This is a genomic window from Terribacillus saccharophilus (genome assembly GCF_002272075.1).
GTDB lineage: Bacteria > Bacillota > Bacilli > Bacillales > Amphibacillaceae > Terribacillus > Terribacillus saccharophilus_A.
The window spans coordinates 252,685-272,382 of sequence record NZ_NPBJ01000013.1; the positions used below are offsets into that span (position 1 = coordinate 252,685).

The window sequence follows — 19,698 nt, forward strand, 5'->3', positions numbered from 1 at the left end:
AGCTATATCTAAACAAATATTTTACTACAAATTCCGCTGCATTGCTCATTTTGATGTTTTTAAGGGATTAACATATGTAAAAAAATACAGCGGGCAAAAGCCTCGCTGTATCTTTTTAGCTTTCTGCAACATGCGTTGCATATTCTATTTGGCTGGTCGTACGTTCGCGATCACGCTCAAGGATTGGCTTCAAGTACTTACCAGTGTAGGAAGCAGGCACTTCCGCTACTTCCTCTGGTGTACCGGTTGCTACAATCTCTCCGCCTCGATCTCCGCCTTCGGGACCTAGATCGATAAGGTAATCAGCTGTTTTGATGACATCGAGGTTATGTTCAATAACCAGAACCGTATCCCCATTTTCCACAATGCGCTCAAGTACTTTCAGCAATCGTGAAATATCATCCACATGCAAGCCAGTTGTCGGTTCATCCAGAATATAAAATGTCTTTCCATTACTGCGTTTATGCAATTCACTGGCAAGCTTCACACGCTGCGCTTCACCGCCGGATAATGTCGTTGCAGGCTGTCCAAGTTTTACATAGCCAAGACCCACATCGGAAATCGTCTGCAGCTTACGCTTGATTTTCGGGATGTTGGCAAAGAACTCCAAGCCCTCTTCAATCGTCATATCTAGCACATCTGCAATACTTTTACCTTTATATTTAATCTCAAGTGTTTCGCGGTTATATCGTTTACCATGACAAACCTCACATGGTACATACACATCCGGAAGGAAATGCATCTCGATCTTGATGATGCCGTCTCCGCGGCAAGCTTCACAGCGCCCGCCCTTGACGTTAAAGCTGAAACGGCCTTTTTTATAACCGCGAACCTTTGCGGCATTTGTGCTCGCATACACATCACGAACATCATCGAAAGCACCAGTATACGTAGCCGGATTGGAACGAGGAGTCCGTCCGATTGGAGACTGGTCAATATCGATAACTTTGTCCAAATGCTCCAAACCTTTGATTTCTTTATGTTTACCAGGCTTCGCCTTGCTCCGGTTCAGCTTCTGCGCTAGGGTTTTGTGCAGAATCTCATTTACGAATGTACTTTTCCCAGATCCGGACACACCTGTAACCGCGGTGAAAAGACCGAGCGGAATCTGCGCAGATGCTTTTTTCAAGTTATTTTCTTCCGCTCCGATGATTTCAATGGAACGCTGCATATCCGGACTGCGGCGTTCAAATGGCAGCGGGATGAATTTCTTACCGGACAAATACTGTCCAGTAAGGGATTTCTTATCTTTCATCACTTTTGCAGGTGTTCCCTGACTCGTGATTTGTCCCCCATGCTCACCGGCACCAGGTCCGACATCGATAAGCCAATCTGCTTCCATCATCGTATCTTCATCGTGCTCAACCACGAGAAGTGTATTGCCAAGATCGCGCATCCGCTTCATCGTTTCGATCAGCCTGTCATTATCACGCTGATGCAGCCCAATGGACGGTTCATCCAACACATACAATACACCTGTCAAAGCTGATCCAATCTGTGTAGCAAGACGAATCCGCTGCGCTTCTCCACCTGATAATGTGCCAGCTGCACGGGAAAGAGTCAAATAATCCAAGCCGACGTTATTCAGGAAAGTAATCCTGTCTATAATCTCCTTGGTGATCATAAAAGCAATTTGCCTTTCCTTCTCGCTCAGTTCAAGGTCTTCCATGAAGTGTTTCACTTCAATTACTGATTTTGCGGTTACATTGCTAATGTGATGCCCATTGATAAGAACTGCGAGCGATTCCTCACGCAGGCGATGACCTTTACATTTCGGACACGGTCGGTTGTTCATATACTTTTCCATCTGTTCACGGATAAAATCGGATGTTGTTTCCCGGTACCGCCGAGCAATATTAGTCAAAACACCTTCGAACTCGATATTGCTTTCTCTGACGCGACCAAAGTCATTTTCATAGCGAAAATGAATCTTATCCTTTTTCTTTCCGTTCATCAGGATATCTAGCTGTCCCTCTGGCAGTTCGTTTACCGGTACATCCATATCGATACCAAAGTGACTGCAGGCAGCTTCTAATAGCTTCGGATAATATTGGGAGCTAGTCGGTTCCCACGCTGCAATTGCGCCATCGCGCAGTGTCAAATCCTTATTCGGGATAACTAGATCGGGATCGACTTCTAATTTTGTACCAAGTCCGTCGCAAGACGTGCACGCGCCAAATGGATTGTTGAAAGAAAACATGCGCGGCTCCAGCTCTCCAATAGAGAATCCGCAAATCGGACAAGCATGATGCTCACTGAAAAGCAGCTCCTCAACATCCATCACATCCACGATGGCACGGCCGTCTCCAAGCTTAAGAGCAGTTTCTAGGGAATCCGTTAAGCGGCCGGTAATACCTTCCTTAATAACGATACGATCGACAACAACTTCAATAGAGTGTTTCTTTGTTTTCTCCAGTTTGATATCATCATGAATTTCCATCATTTCGCCATCAACACGAAGACGGATATAACCTTCCGCTTTAAGCTTTTCGAGCACCTTCACATGCTCGCCTTTCTTACCGGAAATTACAGGTGCAAGTACCTGCAATCGGGAACGTTCTGGGAATTCCAGAATACGATCGGCCATTTGTTCTACTGTTTGAGAGCTGATTTCAATACCATGTCGCGGGCAAGTCGGACGTCCGACTCTTGCGTACAGAAGACGCAGATAATCATAGATTTCCGTAACTGTTCCAACAGTGGAACGCGGGTTCTTGCTTGTCGTTTTCTGGTCAATACTAATAGCTGGCGACAATCCTTCGATCGAATCCACATCGGGCTTATCCATCTGACCAAGGAACTGGCGGGCATATGCAGATAGGGATTCCACATAACGCCTCTGCCCTTCTGCGTAGATGGTATCAAAAGCGAGCGAGGATTTCCCTGACCCAGATAGTCCAGTCAATACGACCAGACTATCCTTTGGTATATCAATATCGATATTTTTTAAGTTATTGGCGCGGGCGCCTCTGACTGAAATATTTTTCTTCGCCACTTTCTTCACCCTTCCACTTTTAGTTCCAATACAAGATCACGAAGCTCGGCAGCGCGCTCGAAATTGAGATCGCGTGCAGCCTGTTTCATTTCTTTTTCCATCTCGGCAATGACTTTTTCTTTTTCTTTCTTCGTAAGCTTCGTCAAGTCCGGTGTATCTTTCTTATTCGTTCCAGACTCTTCGGAACTAATCGTTGCCTTGATGACGTCCCGCACTTCTTTCTGGATGGTCCGCGGTGTAATGCCATGCTCTTTATTGTAAGCGATTTGGATCTCACGGCGTCGTGCCGTCTCATCCATCGCTTTTTGCATGCTATCGGTAATTTTATCTGCATACATAATGACATGCCCGTTTTCGTTACGAGCTGCCCGACCCATTGTCTGAATCAATGAACGCTCGGATCGCAGGAAGCCTTCCTTATCCGCATCAAGAATGGCTACAAGGGATACTTCCGGAATATCCAAGCCCTCTCGCAGTAAGTTGATTCCGATGAGTACATCATACTTCCCAACACGCAAATCACGAATGACTTCAATTCGTTCAAGCGTCTTTATTTCTGAATGCAAATACGCCACTTTAATACCGATATCCTTCAAGTAATCGGTTAAATCCTCGGACATCTTTTTCGTCAGCGTCGTGATTAGTACACGCTCATTCTTTTCGGTCCGTTTATAAATTTCACTGATAATATCGTCAATCTGTCCTTCAATCGGTCGAATGTCGATTTCCGGATCTAGCAATCCCGTCGGTCGGATGATCTGTTCGATCATTTCCGGTGTGTGCTCGATTTCATAAGGACCAGGTGTCGCAGATACATAGACAAGCTGTTCTGTTTTCTTCTCAAATTCCTGGAATGTGAGCGGCCGGTTATCCATAGCTGATGGCAGACGGAAGCCATGATCTACGAGCACCTTTTTCCGTGCTTGGTCACCATTGTACATTCCCCTTATTTGCGGCAGCGTAACATGGGACTCATCCGCGACAACGATGAAATCATCAGGGAAGAAGTCCAGCAGCGTATAAGGTGTGGCTCCCCGTTCGCGGAAAGTAAGCTGAGCTGAGTAGTTTTCAATACCTGAACAAAAACCCATCTCCCGCATCATTTCCAAGTCATAATTCGTCCGCTGCTCCAACCGCTGTGCTTCCAGCAGTTTGCCTTGCTCCTTGAAGACTTTGAGCTGATCCTCGAGCTCTTTCTCAATATTGACGATTGCCTTCTTGAGATTCTCTTCGCGCGTTACGAAGTGGGAAGCAGGGAAAATAGCGACATGCTCCCGGTCCCCGATGATTTCGCCTGTTAGGGCGTCCACTTCACGAATCCGATCTATTTCATCCCCAAAGAACTCAAAGCGGATGCAATGTTCTTCCTTTGATGCCGGAATGACTTCAACTGAGTCCCCGCGAACACGGAAGGTTCCGCGCTGGAAATCAATATCATTCCGTGCGTATTGGATATCAACTAGGTTACGAAGAAGAGCATCTCGATCCTTCTCCATACCGACGCGCACAGACAGCACCTGGCTCTTATATTCCTCCGGGGAACCCAAGCCATAGATACAGGACACACTTGCCACAATCAATACATCATTGCGTTCAAATAGCGCAGATGTAGCGGAGTGGCGCAGCTTATCAATCTCATCATTGATGCTTGCGTCCTTCTCGATGAATGTATCTGTCTGTGGTACGTATGCTTCCGGCTGATAATAATCGTAATAGCTGACGAAATATTCCACTGCATTGTTCGGGAAAAATTCCTTAAACTCACTGTACAGCTGACCAGCCAATGTTTTATTGTGTGCAATGACAAGTGTCGGTTTGTTTATTTCCTTCACCATGTTCGAAATGGTGAACGTCTTACCGGTACCAGTCGCGCCGAGAAGTGTCTGATGACGCTTGTTTTGGTGGATGCCGTCGACTAGGGCGTCAATCGCTCTCGGCTGGTCACCCTGCGGCTCGTATTTGGATACTAACTCAAACGTTTCCTTTTCTTTCAATGCCAAATTCCTCCGTTCTGTATACTAATGTCATCATAGCATAAAATATATAAAAACACGAACAAACATTCGTTTAAAATTCCACATACCTGCTAGTATAGATGTTTACCTAATATACGAAACATAAACAAATAGATAGCAAAAAGCCGCCAAAATTTGACGGCTTTATTATTAGTTAGAAGCTTGGTCGTATTGGTTGACCTCAAATAGATCAATCAAATCGACTTTCGGATTTTTATCCGTGAACCAGCGAAGGGCGAAATCATTCTTGAACAATGCCAAGTACTCCCCTTCGCGATCCTGTGCGAGCAGACTGCGCTCGTCGAATAAGCGTTCATCCACTTGCTCGGCTTTTAACCAGCGAGGGATGCGTTCTCCCATCGATTCCAATACCACTTCTACATTATACTCGTTTTTCATTCGATATTCGAATACTTCGTACTGAAGCTCTCCGACTGCACCTAAGATATAGCTGTTGTCGCGTTTTCCGCGGAACAGCTGGATTGCTCCTTCTTGAACAAGCTGCTCGATACCTTTCTGAAACTGCTTGGCTTTCATAACGTTCTTGGCGGTAACTTTCTTGAACACTTCCGGCGGGAATTGCGGCAGTTCATCGAATTCAAAATTTGCTTTCCCTTCGATGAGTGTGTCCCCAATTCGGTAAATGTTTGGATCATAAATACCAATAATATCTCCAGCATACGCTTCTTCGACCGTATCACGGGAGGATGCGACGAATTGCTGTGACTGGGAAAGTTTGATCGGCTTCGCTGAGCGGGAGAGCTGGACGCTCATACCACGCTCGAATTTACCTGAGCAGACCCGCAGGAATGCAATCCGGTCACGGTGAGCCGGGTTCATGTTCGCCTGAATCTTGAAGATGAACCCGGAGAACTCTTCTTTCTCAGGCGATACGATACCTTCTGTCGTACGACGGCTGCCTGGCGCAGGTGCAAGATTAACAAACGTATCAAAGAATGTCTGTACTCCGAATGGCGCAAGTGCGCTGCCGAAGAAGACAGGCGTCTGCTTACCAGCAAGGACGCGATCCATTGAGAATTGATCGCCAGCCTCTTCTAATAACTCCAGCTCACCTTTTGTATCTTCAAATGTAGAATCACCCGTTAAATCAGCATACGCTGGATCATCCAGCTGGTCATAAGGAATGAATGTTTCTTCCTCATTTCCGTTAAAGCGGACAAATTGCTTGTTGTATCTATCGAAAATACCTAGGAAACGCTTGCCCATTCCTGCTGGCCAGTTCATTGGATATGTCTCGATATCCAATACACTTTCGATTTCCTCCAAAAGCTCCAGCGGCTCTCGCCCTTCTCGGTCAAGCTTGTTAATGAAAGTAAAGATCGGAATACCGCGCATACGACACACTTTGAATAGTTTCAATGTCTGTGCTTCGATCCCTTTTGTCGCATCGATGATCATGACAACACTATCGACAGCCGTCAGTGTGCGATACGTATCTTCACTGAAATCTTCGTGTCCTGGTGTATCCAGGATATTTACTTGATAATCTTTATAAGGGAAATTCATTACAGACGATGTAACGGAAATTCCACGCTGCTTTTCGATTTCCATCCAGTCAGATGTAGCGAATTTGCCTGATTTCTTTCCTTTTACCGTACCTGCAGTACGAATCAGATTCCCGAAAACGAGCAATTTCTCAGTCATTGTCGTCTTCCCGGCATCCGGGTGGGAGATGATAGCGAAAGTCTTACGTTTTTGTACTTCTTGTTTTATTTGCATCGGTTCATTACCTACCGTTCTATTATCATTCGTATAGCCTGATTGTCTTTGTGATTGATTTCTTATATCACACTGCGTCAAACCTCATTTCCGCTCTAAAAATCAGTCTTTCTCTACTATACCTAATGTTAGCGCTTTTAGGCAATATCCAACTGACTGGATGTTTTTCATTGACCCGCAGGGAGAAAACGCTTTAATATGATACTAATAAGATTTTCATCAAAACGATCTATTCCGAGGAGAGACATAATATGCTAAAGAAACTATTCGGTAAAAATATTACGGAAGAAAGTTTTGTAAGCCCTGTCAATGGAAGAGTAGTCCCGCTGGAGGAAGTGCCTGATCCAGTGTTTGCCGAGAAGATGATGGGTGATGGTATCGCTATCGAACCATCAGATGAGACAATCGTCAGCCCTATTGATGCAGAAGTTGTCCAGGTGTTCGAAACAAAGCATGCCATCGGCTTGAAAACGCAAATGGGATTGGAACTGCTTCTCCATATCGGTTTGGATACTGTCAATCTGAAGGGAGAAGGCTTCGAGACTTTTGTAAAAGCAGGCGATAAAGTCTCTGCTGGTGATAAACTCGTCACCTTCGAAAAAGCATTCATCGAAGCAAATGCGAAAAGCAGCATCACTCCAGTAATTATCACCAATTATGAAGCAAGCGAATATACATTGGAAGCACTCTATCCGGATCAAGCTATCGCTGGAGAAACGCAGATATTCCAAGTCAAAAAGAAATAAATTGAAATGGCAGCCATGTGCTGCCGTTTTTTATTTTGCCCTGTTAGGGAAGGCTATAGCTATATCTGTTATAATGATAGGATAATGATTTTTTTAGACTGGAGACTGGGCTTTCATGCAATCTTATTTTCTCGACAAACAAGATATCATCAAAGTGACAGGTGATCGATTCTACCGAAGAGGATTGGACTATGTCAATAAAGGGCGCGTACAAGGGCTAAGCTTCACGCCATCCATCAATCAATGGAAGGCTGTTGTTCGTGGCACAGAAAACTATCCTGTACGGATTTTTTTCTTTGAAGATGACGATCTCGATGGTGTCTGCAGCTGCCCTGCCTATCACACCCATTATACGTGCAAGCATATCGCTGCCGTCCTGATCGCAGTCAGCCGGAATCGTTTCGACAGTAACGGGTACACAGTTACGGAAGAAACAGCTGCACCGACAGCAGCTCGTCAAACCGATTTTACTGATCGTCTTGTGCAAGCTTTCGTATCTCCATCCGAACGCCTGACATCCAAGCCTCCGGAAACATTAAGGCTGGAGTACAAGGTCGAACAGCGCTTTATGCAAACGAACGGCAATACAGTATTTGAGGTCGAACTGAAGGCTGGTACTGCCCGCACCTACATCGTGCGCCTGGCTGAGGACTTTCTTCGAAGTGTGCTGCATCAAACCCGCTATCAGCTGACACCGAATTTCGCATTCGATCCTCGTGTACATATTGTTACACCCGAGGACAAAGCTATCCTGGAGCGGTTGCTGGAAGCTTGTGAAAACAGTATGATCCATGATTTCACAGCTTCTTCCCTCCAGTCGGAGAAACGTGCTATCAAGCTAACGCCTTCCTTAGCCAAGAATTTGCTGCCGCAGCTTGCAGATGCAGGAGCCTCGCTCCACTTGCTGCATACTGACCCGATGGACACATTCGAAGTAAGCAGTCAGCCAGCACGGCTGGACTTTTATTTGTCTACCGATGAAGACGAAATGCTGCAGCTAGGAGTGCAGGATATCGCGGCTTACGAATATATCAAAAACTATCATTACTTAGTCAAAGATGACACGCTGTATCCTGTACCTCCCGATCAGCGGGAATTGGTAAAAGAACTGTTCACCATTCTTCCCTATCGGCATGATACACCGCAGACCGTATCAGATAAGAACGTCGACCGTTTTGTGTCTCAGGTTGTTGGCAAGCTGGAACAAATCGGCCATGTACATGTCGCTGAAACAGTTCGCAGCAAAATTGAAATGGCTCCTCTTGTCGCAAAAGTCTTCCTGGATGAAACGGACGATGTACTGCATGCCAGCGTATCTTTCCATTATGGGGATCATGTCATCCAGCCAGGACAGCAACAGACAGACATGCCAGTTATCAAACGCCAACCAGCCAAAGAAGATAAAGTTCTTCAGCAATTGCATGCTGCTGGATTCCGCTTTTCAAAAGGCCGCTTCCATTTGCTTAATGTAGAGTATATGTATCTGTTCCTTCATGAGCATCTGCCAGCTTTACAGGAAACTGCTGAAGTATATATTTCCAATCGAGTGCAAGCCATGCAGGCAGATGATCAGCATGAGGTATCCTCTTCCGTCAGACTGCAGCAGGAAAAGGGAATGCTTGAGATCAGCTTTGATGTTTCTGGTTTATCAGAGGCGCATATTAGCAATGTGCTGCAGGCGATGGTAGAAAAGAAAAGATATTACCGTATCCCTGATGGTGCATTGCTCGATCTGGAGCAGGAATCGATGGAGGACTTCCAAGACTTTCTGGAACAGATGCAAATTAAAAAGACCCAGCTGAATAATCAGCAAATTTTCGTACCGATTGCCCAAAGCATGCAAGTAGAGGAGTCTCTGCGCGGAGCAGAAATGGAAGCTGCATTCCGCACCCTGATTGAGCGGCTTCGCCATCCGGAACAGATTGATTTTGAGCTGCCATCCGGACTGCAAGCAACCTTGCGGGATTATCAGCTGACCGGTTTCAAGTGGATGAAGACACTCGCTTATTACGGACTAGGCGGTATTCTAGCCGATGATATGGGTCTCGGGAAAACATTGCAGACGATTTCTTATCTCACGTCCGAACGAGAAGCCAATCCAGCATCACGCCCAGCGTTGATTGTCGTGCCTTCTTCCCTGCTTTACAACTGGCAGAAGGAATTCGAAAAATTCGCTCCAAACATGCGTACACTTGTTATTTCCGGCTCGGCAGCGGAACGTCAGGATCAGCTTTCTCAGCTGGAAGAGCATGATATTATCATTACGTCCTATCCTTTATTGCGGATTGATCATCATGTGTACAGCGGGCAAGTATTCGATAGTCTGATATTGGATGAAGCGCAGGCAATCAAAAACCATGCAACTCAGACCGCCAAAGCAGTCGGACTGATTCAAGCAGGTAAACGATTTGCACTGAGCGGAACCCCAATTGAAAATAGGCTGGAAGAACTATGGTCGATTTTCCATACTATATCACCTGGTCTATTCCGGAGCCGAAAGTCATTCACCGATATGGAACCGGAAAAAATCGCACGAATGACACGTCCATTCATCTTAAGACGAGTAAAAACAGAAGTGCTGCACGAACTTCCAGAAAAGATCGAGACAACGAATTATTCAGATCTTACGCAGGAGCAAAAAGAAGTTTATGTGGCATATTTAGATCGAATCCGCAGGAAGATTGATCAGACGATTGCTGAAAAAGGCTTCGATCGCGGCAAACTCGAAATACTGGCTGGGCTGACACGATTGCGCCAAATCTGCTGTCACCCATCACTATTCATCGAGAATTACAGTGGCCAATCAGGTAAATTGGAGCAGCTGCTCGAGGTTATCCGAGAGCTGAAACAAAGTAACAAACGATTCTTGATCTTCTCCCAGTTCGCGAGTATGCTCGGAATCATCCAGCAGGCACTGGATGATACGGACGTATTTTATCTAGATGGCAGTACACCTGCTAAAGAAAGAATGCGGATGGCAGAGGCATTCAATGAAGGAGAAAAAGACGGCTTCCTGATCAGCTTGAAGGCTGGAGGAACAGGACTGAATCTGACAGGCGCAGATACAGTCATCCTCTTCGATTTATGGTGGAATCCAGCCGTAGAAGAGCAAGCGGCCGGACGGGCACACCGCATCGGACAAAAAAATGTCGTCCAAGTGATACGACTGCTTTCGCGCGGAACGATCGAGGAACGAATTTTTGAATTGCAGCAGCGTAAACGGGCGCTTGTTGATCAAATCATCCAGCCTGGCGAAACGATGCTTAACACACTTTCAGAAGAAGAAATACGCAGCCTGCTGTCGATGCAGGATGAATAAGAAAGGGCTGGGAAATGTCAATTCCCAGCCCATCTTTTTATCTTTTATCTAACATGACAATTCCTTGAATATCAGTGGTAGTTCCACTATCAATTGATACCCATTTCTCCCCATCTAAAGAAAGTAAAACTGTTCCAGAGTCTCCTACTGCAACAAATCTTTGATTTAATTCGTCCCACTCTACATCATGAAGAGTTTCTTTTGTATTGGTAACTGCTTTAGTCCAATTTAGAGCATCACTAGAATAATACGTAGATCCCTTAGATCCTACTGCAACATATACGCCGTCTTTATAGTCTACAGCATTCATAGGAGAGTTATAACCAAGTGTTATTGTTTCAAATGAATTACCTTCATCCTCAGAAACAGCTACTAATCCGTATCCGCTATATGTACCACCAGAATGTTGTCCAACTGCAACCACTTTATCTCCGTTGTATATGGCATCCTTATAGAGGCCGTCAAAAGTGGATTTCTTATTAAAAGTGATACCATCTAAAGTTTCACTAATATAATTAGTAGCATAAGAGTTACCAAACATAAGAATTTTTTCATTTACAGCAACCCCGGTATAGACAATGCCTACATAACCGCTAGTAGAGTAATTACCTTTTTTTGACTTATAGCCGCCAAATTTATTAGACCAATCGCTATCTCCGTTCACTGATGTGTAAACACTAGAATTTATTCCATTAGTTAATGATTCACCACCACCAGTTGCAAGTATATTATTGTCAGATCCAACTATATCGAAAATGGGTCCTCCTCTAAAACTTCCTACCGTATTCCATTCAAATGTACTTGAATCCCATTTAAGAATTTCCGCATTGTATCCGTCGTCTGTCGTAGCGTACATCGTTTTACCATCAAAAGATTTAACATCCTTTATTTCTTTTGAAGTAGATTTGTAAGTCCACCGATTATCCTCATAACTCCTAACACTAGAGTGACCTACAAAATTATAATGACTGATATCTCCTACCTCTTTTGTAAGAGAAGCACCATCCATCGGTAAACTAGTATTCGCTAAAACTTTGTTACTGTGAAAGTCAATATCATAAATTAAACCCAACATTGAAATAATTACAAAAGCTGCCGCGATTTTTTTAAAAGATCTAATCATATTTTCCTCCTGTATAATTAACTATTCTATGACATTTTAACATATTATTTACAGTTAATAAATAACAAAAAAGGAATACTATTGTAGTTATTGATAAAATCAGGAATTTATAGAGGAATCTATAGTCTCTTCAAATTTATTACTTACAAGACTCATATTCTTGAGCTATCCTCACAGCTAAAAGTAGCGCTCCCCCTATGCTCATCTAATTTCAAATTCCCGCTATAGATATTTTTTTCCTTTTATGGTACTATCTCTCTCTAAAGACTAGAATAATTTGATAGAGTACTGTAGTCAACTTACAAAAAGAAGGTAACGCAATGGAACTTATAACCGAAAAATTACTGTTTATCGCTTTGTTTATTTTTATCATTCATTCTATAGAAACACTCGCTTATGCTGTAAGATTATCTGGTGCAAGAGTCAAAATGATCGCATCAGCTTTATCACTCTTTAACATAATGGTCATTGTATCAAGATTGTCGAATACGATGCAGCAGCCATTCTTAGGAAGTTTAATCGATAATGCACCAGAAGAAAATAAGTTAGAATTTGTAGAGACTCAATTCCGTTTCCTTATTGGAGCATCAACAGTTGGTACAGCTCTCGGCATTATTTTACTTCCTACTTTCATCGCACTATTTTCAAGAGCAATCATTCATTTATCAGAAGAAAAAGGTTCTGTTCCTTCTTTAATGAAAAGGATTTTTTCATTACATTACATAAAGCGCAGCGTAACGCATTTTAGTCTTCCGAAGTATTCTTATTTACGGGATTTGAAAGTGAAAGATATTCCAATAAGGCTCTTCCTCGTAAATATGTTTATTACCGCAATCTATACAATCGGCGTGTTAGCTGCTTTATATGCATCTTTATTAGCACCTGAGAGAGAGACTACAGCAATCATGGCATCAGGATTGATAAATGGAATGGCGACAATATTATTGGTTGTTTTTATTGATCCTAAATTGTCTGTTATAGCAGACGATATCGTAAATGGAAAAGGAAGTTATAACAAACTAAAAAGCATGTCACTAATGATGGTAACGTCCAGGCTGTTGGGAACATTACTTGCTCAAGTATTCTTTATATGGGGAGCAGAATACATAGCATGGTTCACAAAATTCATTGCGTAAGTGTTATTCCGAGCTTAAAATAATAAAAGCCCACTTAACTGGAATCAGCTAAGTGGGCTTTTATTTTTAATTAACGGGATTAACTGCTAATAGGCACAGCTTTCTTATGCTGTTCCTGAACAAAAATGATACCAAGCTCATGCGGCTCGCCTTCATACATAGCGCGCTGTTTAATCCGTATTTCACCTTGTTCATCCCGGATTTCCATTTTGCAATATTGACTGTTAGATTGTACTGCTTCATAGAATGCTCGTTCCGTCGCTACACGGACGCCATTCACTTTTTCAATTTGTTCACCCGGCAGCAGACCAAGCCTGTCAGCTGGACTTTCAGGAATGACAGCAAGAACAAACATCCCACTGCTGCTCTCCGTGTAATACATCGCACGTTTGCGCTCTTTGTTCCGGAAGGAGAGCGTGATGGCCTCTCTGCCAATAAGCGCGATAATGAAAGCTGCAATCGCGAAGTAATAGGAGTACATACTTGCCAAGCTTACTGCAAGAGTAAGCAGCGCTAGTAGTAAGACCATCTTCCCTTGTTTACGAGCCTCAATGAATGCAGGACGACCTTTTGCAAAACCATCTACACCAGTCAGCAGCGGAACTAGCAGCAGTCCATAGCTTGATCCGTTCAGATGGAAGAAAGGCCACCATGGAGCGAATGGCTCAATTGCGCCCGCTGGCACTAACAAGAAGAATGGAATGAACAGCAGCTTACGGAAACGGTGTTGACCGATCCAACGACCGCGCGGACCTTTCACCAGCTCTGGTAGCGTATCCTCTTGTTTGGTTGTGAGCAGCAGCACAGCTTCTGCCAGCATAACGATGCTCATAATAATCGCAAAGCTGATCCAATTAAGACCTGACAAGTTATCTGCCCATCCATTCGGCAAATAATCAGCAGCGTATGGCGCTGCGCCCAAAGCTAGCAGAAAACTGAATCCAAATATATAAGCTGATGACAGCCATGTGAAACGGAGCAGCAGCGTCAGCAAAATCGTAACAGCGCTGACTAAGAATACAACAGCGGGCGCAATGACGATTCCCGCTCCTACACTCACAGCAGTAAGCAAAAGTCCGAAAATGAGCGACAGAACCCATGTGCCTGTCCACTCTTTGCCGAAACCAAATACCTTCGTACCAAAGTTGTTCCGCTCTTTTCTGATTCTGCGGTTGGAAACGAACAGAGTCAGCAGCACTGCCCAATAAAGCAGCGGATTTAAAAAGAAGTTTCCGATCCCATAAAGCAGTTCGGTCAACCAATCATTCACCATTGTGTGTCTCTCCCTATAAACCAACTCTTATGTATATTGTCTATTCTAACATGATACTCCCTGTTTTCCTATGCCAATAGAAAAAGCCTCCCGTATGAAGGGAGGCTTCGTTTTAATTAGCAAAGAGCTCCTGCAGCGCTTTGTCCATTTGGTTATCATGCTTGCCGTCACGTACCTGCTCGATGATTTTCGTTTGAAGCAAATCTGCTGTTTCTTGATCAACTTCACCTGTGCCTTGCAAATCATTATCCTGCTGGAACTGCTTGACTGCTGTTTCCGTTTTCTCGTTGAAATAACCGTCTTTACGGCTCGGGTCATATCCGAGACCGTCCAGCATGATTTGCAAATTCTTGATCTTGTCATTGTTATCATTGAATGCCAGCTTCTCATTTTCATCCAATTGGATTGGAGAACTATAGAAGTACTCTGGCTGATTAACTTCAACAGTTGGCTTGATACCTTTTTCATGGATCCAATCTCCATTCGGTGTCAGCCATTTGTATAGAGTCAGTTTGAGCATGGACTCATTCTCCAATGGTACGGTTTGCTGTACAGTACCTTTTCCGAATGTCGTTTTCCCAATTAACTCGTAATCGCCTGCCTGATTCATTGCACCTGCAAGAATTTCGGAAGCGGAAGCACTTCCTTCATCAATTAGGACATTGATTGGATAATCCTTCTTCTCTTTTAATTCAGTATAAAACTTCTGCTTCTCACCGTTCTTATCTTCAATCTGTAAATATGGCTTATCACTTGGTACAAAGTTCTTCAGAATATCTTCTACAGTCGTTAGAATTCCACCTGGATTACCACGAACGTCGATGGTTAAACCCTCAATACCTTCTTGCTCCAGCTTATCCAACGCTGTCTTGAATTCATCAGCCGTGCTCTCAGAGAATGATGTGATTTCTAAGACACCAGCTTTTTTGCCGTCCACTTCTTTTGTATCCGCATAGACAGTTTCAACTGGAATTTCATCCCGGGTTACATCGATCTTCAATTCTTCGGAAACACCTGGTCTCTTGACGGATAATGTAACAGTTGTCCCTTTTTCACCGCGGATTTTATTTACTGCTTCTTGCAGATCCAGCCCCTGCAAAGAATCCCCATCCACTTCCAGCACTTGGTCGTTCGGCCGTAAACCGGCATCCTCTGCAGGTGAATCCTTAATAGGAGCCACAATTGTCACCTGTTTATCCACCATACTCACTTCTGCTCCGATACCTTCAAACGAAGATTCCAGCTGCTGATTCAGCTGCGTTGAAGACTCTTCATCCAGGAAGGAGCTGTACGGATCATCCAGTGTTTCCAGCATTCCCTGAATTGCACCGTCCTGAAGCTGCTGTGCATCTGGTTTGGCCAATGCATTATCCTTAATAAGCTGGTAAGCGTTCTCCACCTCAGTTAGACCACTCGTATCTTCTGAAGCAGATTGGATACCAGTCCCCTTCTTATCTACATATGATGTAAAGGCATAACTTCCCCCTGCCCCAACTACCAATGCCACAATGATTGCTATTATCGACGTCGCTTTTCTAATCTGCACGTTCGCCTCTCATCCTTTCTCCACTTGTCCAATCCGTTAATTCTACTATTATGCTAAACTTCCTCTATCTTATCACTAAAAGAAACAATTGATGTAAAAAAGGCATCTCCATTATTGGAGAATGCCTTTTTTAATTCTGATATTAGAAATATTTCATTGGGTCTACTGCGTTACTTTTCGCACCGTTCCATGTACCTTCATGTATTTCAAAGTGAAGGTGAGAACCTGTTGATGCTCCAGTGTTACCCATTTTCGCAATTTCCTGTCCTCTGGAGACCTTTTCTCCTACAGATACTTCACGGCTGCTCAAGTGTCCGTATAATGTTTCATACGTACGACCATTTATGGAATGCGTAACGATGATTACATTTCCGTATCCATTCATTGTACCACTGCGAGAAACCCTGCCATCTGCCGCTGCATGTATTGGAGTACCAGTTGCGTTAGCGATATCTTGTCCATAATGATTACCAGTAGATCCGCTTCCGAATGGATCATTACGTACTCCGAATCCAGAGCTTAGGCGACCTTGTGCTGGCCAAGAGAAGATACCAGCTTGTGCTGATTTAGCACTGGATGAGCTGCTAGAACTGCTTGAGTTACTTGCCTTACTTGAACTGCTGCTCTTAGAAGAACTGCTTGATTTAGAGCTGGAGGAAGAAGACTCCTGCTTGCTCTCTGCTGCTTTTTGAGCTGCAGCTGCCGCAGCTTTCGCTTCTGCTGCTGCTTTTTCCTGTGCTGCCAAATCAGCTTGTTCAGATTCTGCATCTTCCTGTGCTAGACGAAGTGCTTCAGCCTGGTTAGCTGCTAACTCCTTCTGTTCTTCAGCAGAAAGAATTTGATCTTCAAGCTTCGAATATTCATCCTCAAGCTGTTGTTTCAAGTCTTCTTGCTCGCTTGCTTGAGCTTTCAAGTCAGATTTGATATCTACCAGTTTATCTTTTTGATCCTGCAGGTTCTGCTTTTCATCTTCGCGCTGCTGCTTTTGATCTTCAAGCTTTTGTTTTGCTTGGATGTAGCCGTTCAGCAGTTCCTTATCAGAATCCATGATTGTAGTTACCGCGTTCAGACGGTTTACCATATCACCAAAGTTTTTGGAGCCCATCAATACTTGCAAGTACTGAACATCTCCGCCGTTTTGCTGAATGCTGACTAGACGGTCAGACAATTTATCTTCACGCTTGTCGATATCATCTTCTGTTTCTACGATTTCACCAGAGATCTTTTCGATCTTCTCGTTTGTTTCGGTGATTTCATCTTCTTTATCATTCAATGCATTTTCATTCTTGTCGATCTGGTTGTTCAAATCATCCAGCTTCGCCAAAAGGTTATCCTGTTCAGCCAGATTATCGGACTGTTCGGACTCTGCATTATTAATTTGACCCTCGAGTTCGCTTTGCTTATTGCTGTTTTCCTCTTGCTTCTTTTGCAGATCATCTATCTCGCTCTGTATATCAGATGAGGATTTCGCGAACGTGTGAATCGGAGTATGTAGGATTGCTCCCGCAGCTAGAACAGCTACAAGAACAGGCTTGATCATCTTCTTCATTCTTCTCTCATTCCCTTTCTTCCTTTAAAGCATATATGGTAGGTTATTTAGACTTTAAGAAATTTACGGACACTCATGACACTTCCCCAAACACCGATAATCGCGCCGATTGCCAGCAGGATAGCTGCAAGCTGGAAAGCGAATGGTGCATAAGGGAGAATCTCGACGAAACCGATACTGATGTTATCCGTCAAGTTGTTCGACAGGTAGTAGTACCCGCCAAGCACTAGTGCGACTGGAACGATTGCGCCCAATACTCCGAGTAGCAGACCTTCAATAAAGAATGGCCAGCGGATGAAGGAGTTTGTTGCACCAACCAGTTTCATGATGCCGATTTCTCTGCTTCTGGCAATGATTGTTATCTTAATTGTATTTGAAATTAGGAAGATGGCCGTGAACACTAGACCAACGATCAAGACCGCACCGATAATCCGAGCGTACTTGTTTACAGCAAAGAGATTCTCTACCGTTCCTTGTCCGTAATCCACTTTGTCTACTCCATCCAGTTTCGAAATCTCATCTGAAACAGAAGCAATATCATGCGGATCGGACGTCTTAACAATATACGTGTCACTCAATGGGTTGTCTTGTTCAAACAAATCCCATTCTGTTTGTCCCATATCTTCCATGAGCTGGTTTAACTGTTCTTCTTTTGAGGAATATGTTACAGAACCAACCTTATCGATCGATTCGAGCTGATCTTGGATCGATTGTACTTGATCCTCAGCAAGTGTAGGGTCCAAGTAAACGCTCATTTCAACATCTGATTCGATATTGGAAGCGAATTGATTTAAGTTGAATACTACTGCTAGGAAAACACCGACCAAAATCAATGTTACCGTTACCGCCCCAATCGAGGCGATGGTCATCCAGCCGTTACGGAAGATGTTCTTTGATCCTTCACGCAGATGGCGTTTCGCGGTATTAAATTTCATACCCGTAGTCACCTCCCGCTTCGTCACGGACAATGCGGCCGTTTTCGATGGCGATGACACGTTTCTTAATCGTATTTACGATTTCTTTACTGTGTGTAGCCATGATGATTGTCGTTCCTTTGTTATTGACATCCTCCAGCACCTTCATGATGCCCCAGGATGTTTCTGGATCCAAGTTACCTGTCGGCTCGTCAGCTATGACGACCTTCGGGTTATTCGCAATTGCCCGGGCAATTGCCACACGCTGCTGTTCCCCGCCGGAAAGCTCATCAGGAAACGATCTAGCTTTATCTTTTATTCCGACAAGATCGAGCACTTCCATTACACGATCTCGGATTACTTTAGGAGTCTCTTCTATTACTTCCAGAGCAAAAGCAACATTTTCATAGATTGTCAGTTTCGGAAGCAATTTGAAATCCTGGTACACAACACCGATTTTCCTTCTAACTTTTGGAATTTGGCGTTCTTTATACGTACTCAAATCTTTGTTATCTACTTTCACGATACCGGTGCTCGGTTTCTCACCACGGAAGATCATCTTCACGAAGGTCGATTTTCCGGCTCCGCTCGGTCCTACTAAATACACGAATTCCCCACTGTCGATATGCACGTCGACACCATTAAGCGCTGTGACGCCATTGGAATACGTCTTATGCACACCCTTCATATCTATCATGTTTAACTCACCTTTGTTTTTATTCTAATCTGCTAATTTATCAACTAAGTATGTCGAACATTGGCGAAAGCAATCGAAAAAGCTCTCAAACCTGAAACCATTATAACATCTAATTCCTGTTTTTTTAGACATATTAATATTACATTTGTGTTTCAATATATGACAATAGGCTTGGTTTTTGAAATATTTTGCGCAGTATCTTGTCGTAACCACTCGTTACTATGTAGAAAAAATACAACAAAATACCCATACAGCTTGTGTATGGGTATTTGTCATTTTATTATTACTGCTGTTCTTGGAGCCATTCGGCGATTTTTTCCGCCTCTTCACCTTCAGCTTGCCCGGCAGGCATGCCGCCTTTGCCGTTTTCCATGATATCCACTAGTTCTTCCTTTGTATACGTAGAACCAAGATTATCAAGCGGAGGACCGCCATTGCCGCCGCTCAAGTCCTGACCGTGGCACATGGCACAGTTGTTCTCAAACGATTCTTGCGGTGTTTCAGCCGTATTATCGCTATTACCGCAAGCGGCTAGAAAAAGTATAACCACAAGGCTCGAGCCAGTTAAAGCTAGCTTTTTCAAGAGAATCGCATCCTTTTCTTTTAGATGGAATAACGGTTCAGCTTGTTATGTTACAGGAACAT

General features: G+C 43.8%; 13 protein-coding genes. 3 read left to right on the top strand and 10 right to left on the bottom strand.

What is annotated here, in order from left to right; all coding sequences use genetic code 11:
• Positions 1-115 precede the first annotated feature (115 nt).
• The 3 genes from uvrA to CHH48_RS07470 form a co-directional block, all read right to left on the bottom strand.
• Positions 116-2,995, bottom strand: coding sequence for an excinuclease ABC subunit UvrA (uvrA, locus tag CHH48_RS07460; RefSeq protein ID WP_095218505.1), 2,880 nt, complete (start codon positions 2,993-2,995; stop codon positions 116-118).
• A gap of 5 nt (positions 2,996-3,000) precedes the next feature.
• The gene (gene uvrB / locus CHH48_RS07465) at positions 3,001-4,989 is read right to left on the bottom strand and encodes an excinuclease ABC subunit UvrB (protein ID WP_095218506.1); all 1,989 of its coding nucleotides are present in this window, start codon (positions 4,987-4,989) and stop codon (positions 3,001-3,003) included.
• 171 nt (positions 4,990-5,160) lie between these two features.
• On the bottom strand, positions 5,161-6,750 hold the full coding sequence (locus tag CHH48_RS07470) for a peptide chain release factor 3 (protein WP_095218507.1): 1,590 nt from the start codon (positions 6,748-6,750) through the stop codon (positions 5,161-5,163).
• Between the two features lie 251 nt (positions 6,751-7,001).
• On the opposite strand from CHH48_RS07470, the gene CHH48_RS07475 reads away from it, so the two are divergent.
• Positions 7,002-7,496, top strand: a complete 495-nt coding sequence (locus CHH48_RS07475) for a PTS sugar transporter subunit IIA (protein ID WP_095218508.1) — start codon at positions 7,002-7,004, stop codon at positions 7,494-7,496.
• Positions 7,497-7,611: 115 nt separating this feature from the next.
• Positions 7,612-10,815 (top strand): DEAD/DEAH box helicase, encoded by a 3,204-nt coding sequence (locus tag CHH48_RS07480; protein ID WP_095218509.1) that lies wholly within the window; start codon positions 7,612-7,614, stop codon positions 10,813-10,815.
• 37 nt (positions 10,816-10,852) lie between these two features.
• Here CHH48_RS07480 and CHH48_RS07485 read toward each other — a convergent pair whose 3' ends face one another.
• On the bottom strand, positions 10,853-11,938 hold the full coding sequence (locus CHH48_RS07485; protein ID WP_095218510.1) for a WD40/YVTN/BNR-like repeat-containing protein: 1,086 nt from the start codon (positions 11,936-11,938) through the stop codon (positions 10,853-10,855).
• 320 nt (positions 11,939-12,258) lie between these two features.
• On the opposite strand from CHH48_RS07485, the gene CHH48_RS07490 reads away from it, so the two are divergent.
• Complete coding sequence (locus tag CHH48_RS07490; RefSeq protein ID WP_095218511.1) at positions 12,259-13,074, top strand: lipid II flippase Amj family protein; 816 nt, start codon at positions 12,259-12,261, stop codon at positions 13,072-13,074.
• A 79-nt stretch (positions 13,075-13,153) separates the two neighbouring features.
• Here CHH48_RS07490 and CHH48_RS07495 read toward each other — a convergent pair whose 3' ends face one another.
• From CHH48_RS07495 to CHH48_RS19785, 6 genes are all read right to left on the bottom strand, one after another.
• Entirely contained in the window at positions 13,154-14,347 is a 1,194-nt protein-coding gene (locus tag CHH48_RS07495) for a PDZ domain-containing protein (protein WP_095218512.1), read from the bottom strand.
• Positions 14,348-14,459: 112 nt separating this feature from the next.
• On the bottom strand, positions 14,460-15,887 hold the full coding sequence (locus CHH48_RS07500) for a S41 family peptidase (RefSeq protein ID WP_095218547.1): 1,428 nt from the start codon (positions 15,885-15,887) through the stop codon (positions 14,460-14,462).
• A 148-nt stretch (positions 15,888-16,035) separates the two neighbouring features.
• Positions 16,036-17,442 (bottom strand): murein hydrolase activator EnvC family protein, encoded by a 1,407-nt coding sequence (locus CHH48_RS07505; RefSeq protein ID WP_095218513.1) that lies wholly within the window; start codon positions 17,440-17,442, stop codon positions 16,036-16,038.
• 47 nt (positions 17,443-17,489) lie between these two features.
• Positions 17,490-18,377 carry a permease-like cell division protein FtsX gene (gene ftsX / locus CHH48_RS07510; protein WP_095218514.1) on the bottom strand — a complete coding sequence of 296 codons (888 nt, stop codon included), beginning with the start codon at positions 18,375-18,377 and terminating at the stop codon, positions 17,490-17,492.
• Positions 18,367-19,053 carry a cell division ATP-binding protein FtsE gene (ftsE, locus tag CHH48_RS07515; RefSeq protein ID WP_095218515.1) on the bottom strand — a complete coding sequence of 229 codons (687 nt, stop codon included), beginning with the start codon at positions 19,051-19,053 and terminating at the stop codon, positions 18,367-18,369. The genes ftsX and ftsE overlap by 11 nt, the downstream gene beginning before the upstream one ends.
• Positions 19,054-19,336: 283 nt before the next feature.
• On the bottom strand, positions 19,337-19,636 hold the full coding sequence (locus CHH48_RS19785) for a c-type cytochrome (RefSeq protein ID WP_245840329.1): 300 nt from the start codon (positions 19,634-19,636) through the stop codon (positions 19,337-19,339).
• Positions 19,637-19,698 lie beyond the last annotated feature (62 nt).

Bases quoted from the DNA above. Each gene is read 5' to 3' on its own strand.
- CHH48_RS07470 (WP_095218507.1), bottom strand. From the start codon at position 6,750: ATGCAAATAAAACAAGAAGTACAAAAACGTAAGACTTTCGCTATCATC.
- CHH48_RS07475 (WP_095218508.1), top strand. From the start codon at position 7,002: ATGCTAAAGAAACTATTCGGTAAAAATATTACGGAAGAAAGTTTTGTA.
- CHH48_RS07480 (WP_095218509.1), top strand. From the start codon at position 7,612: ATGCAATCTTATTTTCTCGACAAACAAGATATCATCAAAGTGACAGGT.
- CHH48_RS07485 (WP_095218510.1), bottom strand. From the start codon at position 11,938: ATGATTAGATCTTTTAAAAAAATCGCGGCAGCTTTTGTAATTATTTCA.
- CHH48_RS07490 (WP_095218511.1), top strand. From the start codon at position 12,259: ATGGAACTTATAACCGAAAAATTACTGTTTATCGCTTTGTTTATTTTT.
- CHH48_RS07495 (WP_095218512.1), bottom strand. From the start codon at position 14,347: ATGGTGAATGATTGGTTGACCGAACTGCTTTATGGGATCGGAAACTTC.
- CHH48_RS07505 (WP_095218513.1), bottom strand. From the start codon at position 17,442: ATGAAGAAGATGATCAAGCCTGTTCTTGTAGCTGTTCTAGCTGCGGGA.
- ftsX (WP_095218514.1), bottom strand. From the start codon at position 18,377: ATGAAATTTAATACCGCGAAACGCCATCTGCGTGAAGGATCAAAGAAC.
- ftsE (WP_095218515.1), bottom strand. From the start codon at position 19,053: ATGATAGATATGAAGGGTGTGCATAAGACGTATTCCAATGGCGTCACA.